The organism is Allobosea sp. GW823-FHT02B03, assembly GCF_058797755.1.
In genome coordinates this window covers 491786-507469 of record NZ_JBXAJY010000001.1, presented here as the reverse complement: position 1 = coordinate 507469, position 15684 = coordinate 491786, and the positions used below count along the sequence as shown (strand labels likewise).

The 15684-nt window shown below is 68.2% G+C and carries 12 protein-coding genes; 2 read left to right on the top strand and 10 right to left on the bottom strand.

Features of this window, described 5'->3' with window-relative positions; translation table 11 throughout:
* Positions 1-104: 104 nt before the first annotated feature.
* From AC1REK_RS02315 to AC1REK_RS02285, 7 genes are all read right to left on the bottom strand, one after another.
* Positions 105-1397, bottom strand: a complete 1293-nt coding sequence (locus AC1REK_RS02315) for a M16 family metallopeptidase (protein WP_492267326.1) — start codon at positions 1395-1397, stop codon at positions 105-107.
* Between the two features lie 44 nt (positions 1398-1441).
* Positions 1442-2734: a M16 family metallopeptidase gene (locus AC1REK_RS02310; protein ID WP_492267327.1), complete on the bottom strand. Its 1293-nt coding sequence runs from the start codon at positions 2732-2734 to the stop codon at positions 1442-1444.
* 165 nt (positions 2735-2899) lie between these two features.
* A complete protein-coding gene (locus AC1REK_RS02305) occupies positions 2900-3556 on the bottom strand; it encodes a hypothetical protein (RefSeq protein WP_316019965.1) in 657 nt (218 codons plus the stop codon).
* 71 nt (positions 3557-3627) lie between these two features.
* A complete protein-coding gene (gene lspA / locus AC1REK_RS02300) occupies positions 3628-4116 on the bottom strand; it encodes a signal peptidase II (RefSeq protein ID WP_316020001.1) in 489 nt (162 codons plus the stop codon).
* A gap of 38 nt (positions 4117-4154) precedes the next feature.
* A complete protein-coding gene (gene ileS / locus AC1REK_RS02295) occupies positions 4155-7163 on the bottom strand; it encodes an isoleucine--tRNA ligase (RefSeq protein WP_492267328.1) in 3009 nt (1002 codons plus the stop codon).
* A gap of 206 nt (positions 7164-7369) precedes the next feature.
* Positions 7370-8353 (bottom strand): bifunctional riboflavin kinase/FAD synthetase, encoded by a 984-nt coding sequence (locus tag AC1REK_RS02290; RefSeq protein ID WP_492267329.1) that lies wholly within the window; start codon positions 8351-8353, stop codon positions 7370-7372.
* An 81-nt stretch (positions 8354-8434) separates the two neighbouring features.
* Positions 8435-8881 carry a MaoC family dehydratase gene (locus tag AC1REK_RS02285; protein ID WP_414644988.1) on the bottom strand — a complete coding sequence of 149 codons (447 nt, stop codon included), beginning with the start codon at positions 8879-8881 and terminating at the stop codon, positions 8435-8437.
* Positions 8882-9151: 270 nt separating this feature from the next.
* Between AC1REK_RS02285 and AC1REK_RS02280 the strand changes: the two genes are divergently transcribed.
* Complete coding sequence (locus AC1REK_RS02280) at positions 9152-9535, top strand: response regulator (RefSeq protein ID WP_066468028.1); 384 nt, start codon at positions 9152-9154, stop codon at positions 9533-9535.
* A 198-nt stretch (positions 9536-9733) separates the two neighbouring features.
* Here AC1REK_RS02280 and AC1REK_RS02275 read toward each other — a convergent pair whose 3' ends face one another.
* The 3 genes from AC1REK_RS02275 to AC1REK_RS02265 all read right to left on the bottom strand — a co-directional run bounded on the left by AC1REK_RS02275 (position 9734) and on the right by AC1REK_RS02265 (position 14155).
* The gene (locus AC1REK_RS02275; RefSeq protein WP_492267330.1) at positions 9734-10591 is read right to left on the bottom strand and encodes a TIGR01459 family HAD-type hydrolase; all 858 of its coding nucleotides are present in this window, start codon (positions 10589-10591) and stop codon (positions 9734-9736) included.
* Between the two features lie 131 nt (positions 10592-10722).
* Positions 10723-12090: an EAL domain-containing protein gene (locus AC1REK_RS02270; protein WP_492273778.1), complete on the bottom strand. Its 1368-nt coding sequence runs from the start codon at positions 12088-12090 to the stop codon at positions 10723-10725.
* 241 nt (positions 12091-12331) lie between these two features.
* Positions 12332-14155 (bottom strand): hypothetical protein, encoded by a 1824-nt coding sequence (locus tag AC1REK_RS02265; RefSeq protein WP_492267332.1) that lies wholly within the window; start codon positions 14153-14155, stop codon positions 12332-12334.
* A gap of 176 nt (positions 14156-14331) precedes the next feature.
* On the opposite strand from AC1REK_RS02265, the gene aptA reads away from it, so the two are divergent.
* Complete coding sequence (gene aptA / locus AC1REK_RS02260; protein ID WP_492267333.1) at positions 14332-15672, top strand: omega-aminotransferase AptA; 1341 nt, start codon at positions 14332-14334, stop codon at positions 15670-15672.
* The last annotated feature ends 12 nt before the right edge of the window (positions 15673-15684 follow it).

Sequence of the window (15684 nt, the reverse complement as noted above, 5' to 3'; positions counted from 1 at the left end):
AGCATTTTCGAGCGAAGTGGACACCAGTTCGCGTCAAGAAAATGCGACAAGACAAAGGGCTGGAGCATTTCCGCGATTCAGCAAAACGCGGAAGCGCTCCCGGCTCAGGCGAGCCCGACCGGGCGGCCGACGGCCTGGACCAGCAGGCGCCCCTCGCCGAAGAGCCGCGCCGCGACGCGCCGGACATCGGCGAGCGTCACCTCGGCGAAGTGCCGGTTGCGCTCGGCCAGGAATTCCGGCTCGAAGCCGACGACGGCGAGCCCGAGCAGTTCGGCGGCGATCTTGGGCGAGGTGTCGAAGCGCAGCGGGTAGGAGCCGATGATGTAGCGCTTGGCTTCCTCGACCTCATGCTCGCTCGGCCCCTCGGCGGCGAGCTTGGCGATCTCGTCGCGGATGACCGTCATCGATTCGGCGACGCGGTCATTGCGGGTCGAGGTGCCGCCGATCAGGAAACCGCTCTGGCGCAAAGGCATCAGGCTGGAGGAGACGCCATAGGCGAGGCCGCGCTTCTCGCGCACCTCCATGAACAGGCGCGAGGTAAAGGCGGAGCCGCCGAGGATGTGGTTCAGCACGGTGCCGGCGAAGAAATCGGGATCGTGCCGCATCAGGCCGGGGCCGATGAAGCGCAGCACGGTCTGCGGCACGTCGAGATCGACGATGCGGGTTTCGCCGAGGCTGGCGATCGGCAGGGCGGCCTCGGGCAGGACGCGCGGCTGCCCGGCCGGCAAGCCTGCGAACAGCGCATCGAGCCGATCGGAGAGCTCGGCGGCAGTGATATCGCCGACAGCGACGAACTTCAGTCCGCCCCGGCTCAGCAGGTCGCGCGCGAGGGTCTTCAGCGCCTGCGGCTGCAAGGCGCCGACGCTGGCGACGTCGCCGCGCTCCGGCCGGCCGTAGGCGTGGCCGGGAAAGGCGGCGGAGAAGAGCGCGTTGCGGCAGAGCGTATCGGGATTCTGGGCCTGACGCTGCAGCCCGGCGATGACCTGCGCCTTGACGCGCGAAACGGCGTCGGCGTCGAAGCGCGGCGCGTTGACGGCGAGGCCGAGCAATTCGAAGGCGACGTCGCGATGGCGCGACAGGGTCTGCACCTGGCCGTGGAAATCGTCGCGGCGGGCATCGAAGGACAGGCTGATCGCATGATCGGCCATGCGGCCCTGGAAGGCCTCGGCGTCGAGATCGCCAGCGCCCTCGTCGAGCAGGCCGGAGATCAGGTTGACGCTGCCGGCGGCATCGGTCGGGTCGCGGTTGGCGCCGCCATCGAAGGCGAAATCGAGCGCAAGCAGGGGCAGGCTGTGCTCCTCGACGAGCCAGGCCTCGACGCCGCAGGATGCGGTGACGCGCTGCACGGACAGCGCAGGGCCGGGTGCGGCAAGGGCAGGTATGATCGGCGCGTTCATGGCATTCCCTGACGGCGTGACGCCTGACGCCCGCCTGCTGGTGATCAGGCGGCGGGCAGGAGCAGGCCGGTGACCGAGCGGTCGGGCCTGAGATAGAGGCGCACCGCCTCGACGACCTGCTCGCGGCTGACCGCTTCGATGCGCTGCGGCCAGAGCTGCACGTCCTCGACGGTCTCGCCGACGGCGAGCGAGGCGCCGAAGATGCGCGCCAGCGAGGACTGGCTGTCGCGGGCGAAGATCGTCTCGGCGACGAGGCGCGTGCGCGCACGGGCGAGTTCGAGCTCGGTCGGCCCCTCCGCGATGAAGGCGGCCAGCGCCGCGTCGAGCCCGGCTTCCAGAGCCGCCATCTCGACGCCGGGACGCGGGCTCACCGAAACCTGGAAGGCCGAGCGGTCGACCATCGAGCCCATGAAGTAGGCGCCTGCGCCGGCCGCCAGCTCCTGCTCGACGCAGAGCCGCCGGTAGAGCCGTGAAGTCGTGCCGCCGCCGAGGATCTCGGCCGCGAGCTCGAGCGCAAAGGCATGGTCGCGCTGCTCGGAGAGATAGGTCGGGGTCAGCCAGGCGCGGCGCAGCGAGGGCTGCTGGACACGCGGATCGGACAGCGAGACCCGGCGCGCGGCGCGCGGATCGGGCTCGACCGGCCGGCTGCGGCGCGGCGGCTCGCCGCGCGCAGGGATTGCGCCATAGGTCTCCTGCGCCAGGCGCAGCACCTCGGCCGGCTCGACATCGCCGGCGACGACGAGGATCGCATTCTCCGGCGTGTAGAAGCGCTGATAGTAGGCGAAGGCATCGTCGCGGGAGAGCCCCTCGATCTCATGCTCCCAGCCGATGATCGGCGTGCCATAGGGGTGGTGGACGTAGAGCGCGCTGGAGAACTCCTCGCCGAGCTGGGCGGCGGGATCGGCATCGACCCGCATGCGCCGCTCCTCGAGCACCACGTCGCGCTCCGGCCCGACGACGCTCTCGTCGAAGGCAAGGCCGGTCATCCGGTCGGCCTCGTAATCCATCATCGCGCGCAGATGCTCTTTCGGCACGCGCTGGAAGTAAGCGGTGTAGTCGAAGGAGGTGAAGGCGTTCTCCTGGCCGCCATAACCGGCAACGATCTTGGAGAACTCGCCGGCCGGCCATTTCGCCGTGCCTTTGAACATCAGATGCTCGAGGAAATGGGCGATGCCGGACTTGCCGGCCGGATCATCCCCCGAGCCGTTGCGATACCAGACCATGTGGGTCACGACCGGAGCCCGGTGGTCGGGAGCGACCACGATCTCCAGGCCATTGGCGAGCCGGAAGGATTCGACCGTGCTGGCGACGCTGCTGGGCGGCGTATGGACCGTCATGGGGCTGGTCGGACTCCTGCGGCAACGGGACAAGATATCGACCCGAGCCGCCTGGCGGCCCGAGCCGGAGATGGGCTCCACCGGAAGATAGGCCTGCGCATCGCCGGAAACCAGCCCGCGCGGCTTCGCCGGCAAAGGCGCGCCGGGTTGGCGCGCCCCAAGCCGTTACTGCATCGGCTTGGTGCCCATCAGGAACTCGCGCTGCCCGACGGCATGCTTGTCTTCCTGCGGGCCGGCGAGGCCCGGGCCGAGCGGCGCCGTCCCGGCAGGCCGGCGATAGCCGACCGGCGGGTCGACGAGGTATTTCCGCTCCGGCTCGCTGCCATAAGTCAGGTTGCTGGTGTCGGTCTGGGCCTGACGCGCCGCCATCTCGCGGCCGATCCGGATCGGCGCAATCTGGTTGTTGTAGTTGTTATGGTCGGGAACGATCCCGTCCGGGCCGTTGGCGCGGCCGACGACGCGCCCACGGCGCAGCTCCTCCTGGGTCATCTCGGGCCGGTTGTTGGCGCGATAGGCCTCAGTGCTGGCGAAGGGTGCGCGGGTGCCGTCGCGATCGGCCTTGCGGCGGGCGACGTCCGGATCATCCGGCCAGGCGGCGGTGCGCGTCGCGCCCGGCTCCTGCGGCTTCGGCAGGGTCGAGGACGGCGGCACGACCAGCGGGGCACGCTGCCTGTAATCGATGTCGTTGTTGTCGCTGCCGAAAAGCCCCGTGCCTTTCATCAGGTTCTGGAAGAGCATGCCTTCCTGGGCAAAGGCAGGGGTCGCAGCCAGCAGCAGGCCGCCGGCGAGCAGCATGCGCGAGGCGCGGATCCGATAAGCCATGTCCATTCTCCGTCCCGGGGCAGAATGCCCCGTCATGATCGATCGCCGCGGCAAAACCATGGCAAGCAATCTCAGTGTGAGACCGCCTTGCCGGCGCCGGGCCGGAAGGACTCATACAGAAGCCCGGCCACTCCGACAACGATTGCCGCATCGGCAACGTTGAAGATGTACCAGCTGAAGCTCCCGAAATGGAGATGAACGAAGTCGACCACGGCGCCGAAGACGGCCCGGTCGATGCCATTGCCGAGCGCGCCGCCGATGATCAGAGCGAGGCTCGCGACCGTCAGCCTGTCCTGCGAGCGCCACATCCAGCGGCCGAGCCAGATCGGCGCCAGGAAGGAGACCGCGACCAGGAGCCAGCGACCGATATCCGTGCTCTGCTGGAAGAGGCCGTAGGAAATGCCACGGTTCCAGGCGAGCACGAACTCCATGAACGAGGTGATCTGGAACGGCCCTTCCTCGGCGAGGCGCGCGCCGAAGAGCAGCCAGAGCTTGCTCGCCTGGTCGAGCAGCAGCACGACCACGGCGAGGACGACGCCGAAACGGCGCAGCGGCGTCATGCCGGCGCCGGCCGGCGGCTGGTTCGGCTCCGGCTGGCTCATGCCGCGCGGCTGAGCTCGCGCAGCGCCTTGGCGTCACGCGGGGTGACGTCGGGATAGTCGGCCTCGGCCGTCGCCGGGTCGAAATACTTCCAGGAACGGGCGCATTTCACCCCGGACGCCCGGACCGGAACGACAGACACGCCGGGCACGTCGGCGAGGCGGAAGGCCCCTTCCGGCCCCTCCACATCGCTGATCCTGGCGCCGGAGGTGATGCAGATCTCGGCGAGATCGAGCCCGCTGACGGCAGCGCGCAGGTCGGGATCGGCGATATGGACGATCGGCGCCGCTTCCAGCGAGGAGCCGATGCGCTTGGCAGCGCGCTCGAGCTCCAGCGCGCCGGTGACGACGCGGCGAACGCGGCGGACCTTGGCCCAGCGCTCGGCGAGCTCGGGATCGAACCAGCTCTCCTGCGCTGCGGCGAAGAGCTCGAGATGGACCGAGCCCTCGCCGGCCTTCGCCTGCGGATAACGCTCGAGCCAGGCCTCCTCGGCGGTGAAGACCAGGATCGGCGCCAGCCAGGTCGTCAGGCAGCGGAAGAGATGATCGACGACGGTGAGCGCACTCCTGCGGACATGGCTGGAGCGCGGATCGCAATAGAGCGCGTCCTTGCGGACGTCGAAATAGAAGGCCGAGAGCTCGGTGTTCATGAACTGCGAGAGCAGGTTCACGACCTTCTTGTAGTCATAGGTCCGGTAGGCTTCCTCGACCTGCGGGCCGAGCTCGGCGAGACGGTGCAGCATCAGCCGCTCCAGCTCCGGCATCGAAGCCGGCTCGGTGACGCGGATTTCCTCGCTGAAATGGGCGAGCGTGCCGAGCATCCAGCGCATGGTGTTGCGCAGCTTGCGATAGGTCTCGACGAAGGTCTTGAGGATCTCCTTGCCGATGCGCAGATCGTCGGAATAGTCGGCCGCAGCGACCCAGAGACGCAGGATATCGGCGCCTGAATCCTTGATCACGTCCTGCGGGGCCGTGACGTTACCCTTCGACTTCGACATTTTCTCGCCCTTCTCGTCGAGACAGAAGCCGTGGGTCAGGACGACGTCATAGGGCGCCCGGCCGCGCGTGCCGCAGCTTTCGAGCAGGCTCGAATGGAACCAGCCGCGATGCTGGTCCGAGCCTTCGAGGTACATCACCTTGTCCTTGCCGCCATCGACGACGCGATGCGTCTTGAGGTCGGCGCGCTTCTCTAGGGTGAAGGCGTGGGTCGAGCCGGAATCGAACCAGACGTCGAGCACGTCGGTGACGCGCTCATACAGGGCCGGGTCGTAGCCGAAGGGCTTCAGGAAGCGGGCGCCGTCGGTGTCGGTGAACCAGGCATCTGCGCCTTCCTGCTCGAAGGCCTCGGCGATGGCGGCGTTGACCTTGGCGTCGACCAGGACCTCCTTGGTCTCCTTCTCGACGAAGACGGTGATCGGCACGCCCCAGGCGCGCTGGCGCGAGACCACCCAGTCGGGCCGGTTGGCGATCATGCCGTTGATCCGGTTCTCGCCGGCGGCAGGAACCCATTCGGTATCCCGGATCGCCTTGAGCGCCCGGTTTCGCAGCGTGTCGGCATTGCCGCCCGCCGTCGGCGCGGGAGCCGCCGGATCGGGCGCGCCGGCATCGCCATAGGGCTTGTCCATGGCGATGAACCATTGCGGCGTGTTGCGGAAGATCACCGGCTTCTTCGAGCGCCATGAATGCGGGTACTGGTGCTTCAGCCGGCCGCGCGCGACGAGATGGCCGGTCGCCGCCAGGGCCTTGATGACGACGTCGTTGGCGTTGCCCTTCTCGCCCTTGTCGGTGATGACCTGCGCCCCTTCGAAGCCCGGCGCCTCCTTGGTGAAGCGGCCGTCGGCATCGACGGTGTAGGGGATACGGGTTTCGATGCCGCGCTCGGCCAGCATCCGGCCATTGGCCATCCAGACGTCGAAGTCCTCGCGGCCATGGCTCGGCGCGGTGTGGACGAAGCCGGTGCCCGCATCGTCGGTGACATGGTCGCCATCGAGCAGCGGCACGTCGAAATCGTAGCCCTGGCCGCGCAGCGGGTGGGCGCAGCTCAGACCCGCGAGTTGCTCGGCAGACACATCGGCCACCAGCTCGTAAGCCTCGACCTTCGCCGCCTTGAAGACGGATTCGGCCAGGTTCTTCGCCAGGATGTAGGAGGCGCCGACCTTGGCCCAGTTGTTCTCCGGCGCCGCGGTGACGCGGTAGAGCCCGTAGGCGACCTTGTGGTGGAACGAGATCGCCCGGTTGCCGGGGATCGTCCAGGGAGTCGTGGTCCAGATCACCACCGAGGCCCCTGCCAGCGGACCCGAACCGAGAACCGGGAACGCGACATGGATCGTGTCGCTGGTATGCTCCTCGTACTCGACCTCGGCTTCGGCGAGCGCGGTCTTTTCGACCACCGACCACATCACCGGCTTGGATCCGCGATAGAGCATGCCGTTCTCGGCGAACTTCATGATCTCGCGGGCGATCTGCGCCTCAGCCGGATAGGCCATGGTGAGATAGGGATCGGCCCAGTCGCCCTCGACGCCGAGGCGCTTGAACTCGGTGCGCTGGACATCGACCCAGTGCTCGGCGAAGGCGCGGCATTCCTTGCGGAACTCGACGACCGGAACATCGTCCTTGTTCAGCCCCTTGGCGCGGTACTGCTCCTCGATCTTCCACTCGATCGGCAGGCCGTGGCAGTCCCAGCCCGGCACGTAGTTGGAGTCGTGGCCGAGCATCTGCTGCGAACGCGTGACGAGGTCCTTCAGCACCTTGTTGAGCGCATGGCCGATATGGATGTTGCCGTTGGCATAGGGAGGGCCATCGTGCAGGACGAAGCGGTCGCGGCCCTTCGCGGTCTCGCGCAGCTTGCGGTAGAGGTCCATCTTGGCCCAGCGGGCGAGCAGCTCCGGCTCGCGCTGCGGCAGGCCGGCCCGCATCGGGAACTCGGTCTGCGGCAGGAACAGGGTCTGCGAATAATCCTGGCCCTTGGCGTCCTGGGCGGCGGGCTTCTCGGCGGTCTTGTCGTTCATGATCCGGCTCTGGCGGTTCGGACAGGCGGGCCAGATCGGTCTGGCGCTGCGCTCTTGTCCGCGAAAACTCGGAAAGCGGTCGAAATCCCGGACTGCGCAGGCGCCCGCGCGTCAGCGCAGGGCGGCAGCCGGGCTCGTAATTCGCCGGGACAGTGCGATGATCGTGGCGCGGAAAGCGGGCATGAGCGGCTTCTAGCAGGCGTTGCCTAGGGAAGGAAGGGCGGCGTCCGGCGAAGAATGTCGCGCGCCTGCCGGCTATCGGCGTCTATCTGCGCGATCAGCGGCGGCAGCGCCTCGAACTTCTCCTCGCCGCGCAGCCAGGCGACGAGCGCGACATCGACGGTCTTGCCGTAGAGATCGCCCGAGAAATCGAACAGGAAGGTCTCGAGCCGCGGCGCGCCATCGTCGAAGGTCGGGCGGCTGCCGAAGCTGGCGACGCCGTCGCGCCAGATGCCGTCGACGCGCATGCGGACGGCATAGACGCCATAACGCAGCCGGCAGTCGCGGGGCAGATGCATGTTGGCGGTGGGGTAGCCGAGTTCGCGCCCGCGCTTATCACCATGAGCGACCACGCCGCGCACGAACCAGGGCCGGCCGAGGAACTCGGCGGCGCGGGCGACATCGCCCTGCTCCAGCGCCGTGCGGATCAAGGTCGAGGAGACCGCCTCGCCCTGCCAGGAATAGGGCGCGACCACCGCGACCGGCACGCCGGCGGCTCCCGCCCGCGCCTGCAGCATCTCCGGAGAGCCGGTGCGGCCTGCGCCGAAATGGAAATCATAGCCGCAGACCAGACCGGCGGTGCCGAGCCGGCCGAGCAGCAATTCGTCGATGAAGGCCTCGGCGGCGACCGCGGCGATCTCGCGGTCGAAGGGCAGGACGAAGCTCGGCGCGAGCCCCTCGCCGGCGAGCAACTCGACCTTGAGCGCCGCCGGGGTGAGCCGGAACACCGGCTGGTCCGGGCGAAAAACCGAGCGCGGATGCGGCTCGAAGGTCAGCGCCGCGGCCTCACCGCCCTGCCCTGCCGCCATCTCGTTCGCGACCCGCGCCAGCTCGGCATGACCACGATGGACGCCGTCGAAATTGCCGAGCGCCAGCACCCGCCCGCGCAGGGCGTCCGGCACGGGCTTTCCCGGTTCGAGGATGAAGGCCGCCGGAAAATCGGATCGCGGCGCTTCGGCTGATGAGGTCATGGAGCGCAAGCGTCCGAGCGCCGGGAAGCTCCGGCGGGCCGTGTTTGGCCTCAAGCCGGCGGAAGCGTCAAGGCTTCGGCTTCAGGCTTTCGCCACGGCGCGCGGCAGCGCCACCCAGGCCTCGCCTTCGAGAACGGCCTTGCCGTCGACCAAGCATTCGCAGAACAGCCGGGCGCGGCGGCGCTCGGCGACGAGCTCGACCACCTCGACCCTGGCGGTGACGACGTCGCCGATCTTGACCGGGGCGAGGAAGTTCAGGGTCTGCGAGAGATAGACCGCGCCCGGGCCCGGCAGACGGGTGCCGAGCAGGGCCGAAACGAGGCTGGCCGTCAGCATGCCATGGGCGATGCGCTGGCCGAACTTGGTGCCGGCGGCATATCGGTCGCAGAGATGGATCGGATTGGCGTCGCCGGAAAGGTCGGCGAAGAGCGAGATGTCGCGCTCCATCACGGTGCGCATCAGGCTTTCGCGCTGGCCGATCGCCAGATCCTCGAAGGCATGAACCTGATAGAGCGTGCTGGTCATCATCGGTCGTTTCGCATGCGCAGCAACGGTGGAAAAGCCGCTGCCACATGAGACAGGGGATGTCAGCGTTTCACAATTCGCTGCATTGCACCATAGAACTTTCGTGCCTGGGCGAGGTCGCCTTTCGGATGATGACGCTGCGTCAGTTTTCGATCGAATTAACCGCTTTGAAACACCGCTCGGCTATCAGGATTGCCCCATGATTGCCGCTCTGAGAGAGCGGCCAGCGCATCGGTATTGCCCGGTGCGCGCTCGCATGCTCGGAGTTCCACCATGGCCCTTGACCCGTCGATGCCGATCCTGGTGGTGGACGATTACCAGACCATGGTGCGGATCATCCGCAACCTCCTGAAGCAGCTCGGCTTCGAGAATGTCGACGATGCCTCGGACGGCAGCAGCGCCATCGCCAAGATGCGCGACAAGAAATACGGGCTGGTGATCTCGGACTGGAACATGGAGCCGATGACCGGCTTCGAGCTGCTGCGCCAGGTCCGCAACGAGGAAGAGATCGCCGCGACCCCGTTCATCATGGTGACAGCGGAGTCGAAGACCGAGAACGTCATCGCGGCCAAGAAGGCCGGCGTGAACAACTACATCGTCAAGCCGTTCAATGCGCAGACGCTGAAATCCAAGATCGAATCGGTCTGCGCCGCCTGAGGCCGGCCACGAGCCGACCTGAGCCCTCATCCTGAGGAGCCGCTCCGTCGGGAACGGCCTCTCGAAGGATGCTTCAGCAGGCTTCCGGGATATCTGGACCATCCTTCGAGACGCGCCTGCGGCGCTCCTCAGGATGAGGCCGGCAGCTCTCAACGAAGCTCAAAACGCCGGACGCTGTCTGCCCCCGGAATAGGCCGCTCACCAGGCGAGCTGCGGCATCGCGTAGTCGGGGCGGTGGCTCTGACGGGCGAACCAGTCCTGCAATTCCGCCGGCGAGAGTTCGCCGGTCTCCTCGGCATGGATGCCGCCCAAGCACATCAACGATCCCAGCCCGTAGTGCACGGCGCCGGCGATATCGGTGCGGATCGCGTCGCCGATGGCGAGGATGCGCGACCTCTCGACATTCTCGCCGCGCAGTTCCTGGCCTTGGCGGATCGCCAGTTCGTAGATCGGGGCATGCGGCTTGCCGGCATAGATCGCGCGGCCGCCGAGTTGCTCATAGGCAAGTGCGATCGAGCCGGCGCAGGGCACCATGCGGCCGCCGCGGTCGACCACGAGATCGGGATTGGCGCAGATCAGGGTGAGGTCGCGGCGGGCGAAATCGGCAAGCTGCTCGGCATAGGTTTCCGCCGTCTCGGTCTCGTCGTCGAACAGGCCGGTGCAGACAACATAGCGGCCCTCGGCGGCCGGGACGCGCGGCGCGTCGAGCCCTGCGAGCAGCGGCAGGTCGCGGTCAGGGCCGAGATGATAGAGCGGCTCGCCGGCGCGATGGGCGATCAGGTCGCGGGCGACATCGCCGGACGTGACGATCGCGTCGAAGGCGTCGCCCGGCACGCCGAGGCGTCCGAGCTGGATCGCGATCTCCGAGCGCGGGCGCGGCGCATTCGAGACCAGAACGACGGTGACGCCGCCGGCGCGCATCTTGGCCAAGGCGGCGCAGGCTTCGGCATAGGGTGCGACGCCGTTATGGACGACGCCCCAGATGTCGCAGAGGCAGAGCTCGTACTGGCCAATGATCGGCGCAACACCGGAAAGCAGGCGGGTTGAAGTCGGCACGGGCGGGCTCCGGCTTGAAGTGAGCGGCGGCTGACGCCACGATCCAGCGGCTCAGCATGCGGGCTCAATACGCCGCCAATAGCCGGCCGGCCAGCCCGGTCACGGCATAACGCGCCGGCTTGCAGGCTTGTTCAGGCGGTCGCGCGTCGCAGGACGTCGCGGAAGGGTACGCGCGTCGGCGCCGGCGGTGCGGCTGGGGCCGGAGGCGGGTAGTTGACGATCTCTGCGGCCGGCGGGAGCGGCGCAGGCGCGGGAGCCGACACGGGCGCCGCCGCCTCGGGCTCCGCGAAGACCTCCGGACGCACCGGGCGCGGCGGCGAGAAGACATCGCCCTGGCCGTAGCCGACGCCGAGATCGAGCATGTCGGCGACCATCGGATCGTCCTCGACCTCTTCGGCGACGAGCTGGATCGCGCCGCGGGCGAGGTGCGCGGCAAGGTCGCCCGCGGCGATGTCGGCGACCGCAGCCCCCCTCGCCTCGGCCAGCAGCAACGAGGCCGGGACCTTGACGAAGCGGACGCCGCGATCGTGCAGCGATGCGGGGTCGAGCCTGAGATCGGCGACATGGTCGAGCGCGAAGCGCACCCCATTGGCCGACATCGCCCCGAGCAGCCCGAGGCTCGCCGGCTCGAGCGTGCGGAAGACCCGCTGCGGCATCTCGATGACGAGATTGCCGATATGGGCGTGGTACTTTTCGAGGATGCGGGCGAGCGCCGCCAGAGCGCGCGAAGAACCCCAGGTCGCGCCGCTGAAATTGCAGGAGACGAAGAGCCCGCCCTCCTTGGTCCCGAGATGGCGGGCGATCGCCAGTGCACGGGTCAGGACGAGCGCATCCAGCGTGGGCCCGAAACCGCGCTGCTCGATCGTCTCCATGAATTCTTCCGGAAGCAGCAGGGTCTTCTCGTCGAGACGCAGGCGCACCAGCGCCTCATAGCCCCGGGTCCGGCGTTGCGGCAGCTGGACGATCGGCTGGAGATGAACCTCGACCTGGCCGTTGGCAAGGGCCTCGCTGATCAGAGCGACACGCTCCTCCAGCGCCCGCGCCTGGGCCATCTCCGCCGGCGACTGCCGTACAGCGACCAGCGGCTCGGGTGCGCGCAAGGGCGCGCGCTCCGCCACCACAGCCCGTACCGGCGCTTGCGGCGGCGCGGCGAGCTTGTCCTGCACCAACCGCAATTGATCGTCATGGTCGCCGAGCGTCGTTGCGACCTGCTGCAGGAGATCGCCGAGCAGCCCGACCTCGGCGGTGAGCTCGTTCAGCATCGCGCGGGCCGGGGCAGCATCGACCTCGCTCATCGGCAGTTGGTCGATGCGCTTGCCCATCGCGTCGAGGCGGATTGCATTGGTCGCCAGCCGGACCTTGACCTCGCCGAGCCCAGCCAGGAGTTGCTCGCGCTCGGCCGCCCAGTTGCGGCGAACCAGCGCCGCCGAACCGGCAAGGCCGAGCCCGGCAGAAAGCAGGCCGACCGCATTGGCGAGCCCGCCCGGCAACAGGAGCATGGCGGTGGCGCCCAGCGAAAAACCGGCAACACCGCTGGCGGCCGGCGGGAGTGCGCTGAGGCGGATGCGAGCCAAGGGCAGGATCACGCAAAAAGAAGGTTGAGGGGAACGCGAAAGCGGCGAATCACCCTGCCGCACCCGCAGGATAGCCGCCGGCGGCCGCTGCTGCGAGGGCCGGCACGTCGCGGGCCGCATGCGAAGCGCAAAAATCGAGCGCCGGCGGCCAACGACTTGCGCCTCGCTAGCGCGGTCGCAGCCCTCCGGAGTTGATCACCGCCAGGATCCGCTCCGCGACCTCCGTGGAGAAGCCCCGCCGGGCGAGATAGAGCCGCGCATCGAGATCGAAGAGCGGCACCTTCTGCCGCAAGGTTTGAAGCGCATGGTCCAGCGCGAAGCTGTCACCGCTCGCCGCAGCTGCCATGGCGCGGCCGATGAGGCCGAGAGGCGTCTCCTCGGCGTTGATCAGGGCCGCATGCGCGTCCGCCAGCTTGGTCGCTCCGGTGAGATAGGCGGCGAGATACAGGTAGAAATCGTACCAAGGCGGCCGGCCATTGGAGAGCGCGACAGCCCGCTCGAGCAGAGGCAGCCCCTCCGCCGGTCGATTGAGCTGGACATAGCGTGCGCCGACGGAAGCAAGCACGTCGGGATCGTAGGGATTGCGGGCCAGGGCCTCCTGCCCGGATTTCAGCGCATCCTCGATCGCGCCGCGCAGGAACAGGGCATCCATCATCACCTGATGCGCCCGGGCGCTAGCGGGGGCAAGCCTGACCGCGGTGACCGCGGCGGCGAGCGCCCGGTCGAGCGCGGAACCGGGCCGGGCGTTGAAGTCCGAGAAGTACTCGTCAAGAGTCAGCAGCGCGAGCTGCGACCAGGCCGGGTGGAATTCCGGATCGCGGGCAACGATACCCTCCAGGCAGGTGCGAGCCGCCAGATGATCCTCCGCCCTCATCGTGCGACGGAGGTTCACCGCAAGGAAGAGACAGCCGGCCTCCGGCGTCGGCGGCGCCAGACGGGCATCGGCATGCAGCACGCCGAAGGGCTGGGCCAGCCGGATCGCCAGCTGCTGGGCCGTGTCGCGCAGCCTGGCTGCGTCGCTGAAGTCGCCAATGCTACGCTCGCGCGAGGTGGTCCAGACGACGCGGCCGCCCTTGGCGGTGCTGAGCCGCGCATGGCCCTCGATCGCGTCGCCGACCCGCGAGAAGCTGACCGTCAGGACGTAGTCTGCGCCGTCTCCCGAGCGTGTCATCGGCTCCGGCAGCTTGACGACCAGCAGATCGTCGAAGCGCGCCATCGTGTCCGCGACCTGGCGAACGAAATTGCGGGTGATGTCGTCAAGTGAAGGGTCGGTCACCGTTTCCGCAACCTCGACCGAGACGACCGGGAGGCGCGCCTTGACCGGTACCACCGCCTGGACCGTCGGCAGCGGAGCCGAGCGCGGCGCGGCGGGTGGCGGCGGCAATTGCGAGGCGAGGTCCGGCAACTGCGCCGCCGTCTTTCCTGGCCCCTGCGCGCGCCAATACCAGAACGCGATCGCGGCAAAGGCTAGCAACAGCCCAAGGCCCGCGACATAGAGCCAGTAGCGCGAAGGCCGCGCAGCAGCCGCGCCGTTCTCGACCGGCGCCGCCCTCTCCCCTTGTGCTTCTTGCGCCTCAACCCCGTCCTGAGCGGGAACCTCCTCCTCCGCCGGAAGCACCAGCGGCGCGACGCGCTCGAAGGCCGGGACATAGGCCCCAACGGGAACGGTGATGCGCACGGGATCGGCGACGCCATCAGCGGCGAAATAGAGATTCAACGCCTTGCGCAGGCGCCCGGCCTCGACGCGGACGATAGGATCCGTCTGCGGATCGAAATCGGGCGAGCGGCCGAAGGCCTCGACCGCAATCGTGTAGCCCTTCAGCTCTGCAGCACGCCCCGCCAGCGTCTGCTCGACGATATAGCCCAGGAACGCTGTCAGCTGCGGGGCGGCCCGGAAGATATCGGAGGCGAGCACGCGCTCGAGCTGCGCGCGGATCTCATCCGGCGAGAGCCCATCGTCTCTGTCCAGAGCTGAGGCGCGAACGACCATTGGGGCGTGGTCCAGTGTTCCCCTCCTTCAAACTACGCCGGAAACGACGTTACGTCATCCGCGCAGGTGCCGCCTGTCGCTCGCGCAACGCAGGGATGCCCCGCCCGACCGCGGATTTACAGCCCGTAGCACGCTGCTAGGCTGAGGACGTTTTAAAAAACTAAAGGGATCGGATCATGACTTCTGCGACCGGCGCCATCGCCACGCCGAACGACCTTGAAGCCTACTGGATGCCGTTCACGGCGAACCGGTCGTTCAAGCAGAACCCGCGCATGGTCGCCCGGGCCGAGGGCATGTTCTACTACACCCCCGAGGGCAAGCCGGTGATGGACGGCACCGCCGGGCTCTGGTGCTGCAATGCCGGCCACGCCCGCGAGCCGATCATCCAGGCGATCCAGGCGCAGGCGCGCGAGCTCGATTACGCCCCCTCCTTCCAGTACGGCCACCCCAAGGTCTTCGCCGCGGCCGCCCGCATCGCGGCACTGGCGCCCGGCGATCTCGACCATGTCTTCTTCGCCGGCTCCGGCTCGGAAGCGGCGGACTCGGCCCTGAAGATCGCCCTCGCCTATTGGAACGTCTCGGGCAAGGGCTCGAAGACCCGGCTGATCGGCCGCGAGCGCGGCTATCACGGCGTCGGCTTCGGCGGCATCTCGGTCGGCGGCATGGTCAACAACCGCAAGTTCTTCGGCGGGCTGCTCACCGGCACCGACCACATCTCGCACACCTATGACCGCGAGAAGCAGGCCTTCAGCAAGGGCGAGCCGGAATACGGCGCGCATTTCGCCGATGATCTCGAGCGCGTCGTCGCGCTGCACGACGCCTCGACCATCGCGGCGGTGATCGTCGAGCCGATGGCCGGCTCGACCGGCGGGCTGCCGGCGCCGAAGGGCTATCTCAAGCGCCTGCGCGAGCTCTGCGACAAGCACGGCATCCTCCTGATCTTCGACGAGGTCATCACCGGCTTCGGCCGTCTCGGCTTCGCCTTCGCCGCCGAACGCTACGGCGTCGTCCCCGACATGATCACCTTCGCCAAGGGCGTGACCTCGGGCACGGTGCCGATGGGCGGCGTGATCGTGCGCAAGCATATCTACGACGCTTTCATGAACGGGCCGGACAACGTCATCGAGCTGTTCCACGGCTACACCTATTCCGGCCACCCGCTGGCAGCGGCTGCCTGCCTCGCCACGCTCGACATCTATCGCGAGGAGGGCCTGTTCGAGCGCGCCCGCGCCATGGAGCCGATGTGGGCGGATGCGGTGATGAGCCTGAAGGGCGAGCCCAACGTCGTCGACATCCGCACGGTCGGCCTGGTCGGAGCCGTCGATCTCGCACCGCGCGCCGATGGCGTCGGCAAGCGCGCCTTCGAGGCGATGGACCGCCTGTTCCGCGAGGAAGGGCTGATGGTCCGCACCGCCGCCGACACGATCGCCTTCTCGCCGCCGCTGATCATCACCGAAAGCCAGGTCGAGGACCTGATCGGCAAGCTGCGCCGGGCGATCCGGGCCGTGGCGAACTGAGCGGCTCGAAAC

Bases quoted from the DNA above. Each gene is read 5' to 3' on its own strand.
- AC1REK_RS02315 (WP_492267326.1), bottom strand. From the start codon at position 1,397: ATGAACGCGCCGATCATACCTGCCCTTGCCGCACCCGGCCCTGCGCTG.
- AC1REK_RS02305 (WP_316019965.1), bottom strand. From the start codon at position 3,556: ATGGCTTATCGGATCCGCGCCTCGCGCATGCTGCTCGCCGGCGGCCTG.
- ileS (WP_492267328.1), bottom strand. From the start codon at position 7,163: ATGAACGACAAGACCGCCGAGAAGCCCGCCGCCCAGGACGCCAAGGGC.
- aptA (WP_492267333.1), top strand. From the start codon at position 14,332: ATGACTTCTGCGACCGGCGCCATCGCCACGCCGAACGACCTTGAAGCC.
- lspA (WP_316020001.1), bottom strand. From the start codon at position 4,116: ATGACGCCGCTGCGCCGTTTCGGCGTCGTCCTCGCCGTGGTCGTGCTG.
- AC1REK_RS02280 (WP_066468028.1), top strand. From the start codon at position 9,152: ATGGCCCTTGACCCGTCGATGCCGATCCTGGTGGTGGACGATTACCAG.
- AC1REK_RS02290 (WP_492267329.1), bottom strand. From the start codon at position 8,353: ATGACCTCATCAGCCGAAGCGCCGCGATCCGATTTTCCGGCGGCCTTC.
- AC1REK_RS02310 (WP_492267327.1), bottom strand. From the start codon at position 2,734: ATGACGGTCCATACGCCGCCCAGCAGCGTCGCCAGCACGGTCGAATCC.
- AC1REK_RS02265 (WP_492267332.1), bottom strand. From the start codon at position 14,155: ATGGTCGTTCGCGCCTCAGCTCTGGACAGAGACGATGGGCTCTCGCCG.
- AC1REK_RS02285 (WP_414644988.1), bottom strand. From the start codon at position 8,881: ATGATGACCAGCACGCTCTATCAGGTTCATGCCTTCGAGGATCTGGCG.
- AC1REK_RS02270 (WP_492273778.1), bottom strand. From the start codon at position 12,090: ATGCTCCTGTTGCCGGGCGGGCTCGCCAATGCGGTCGGCCTGCTTTCT.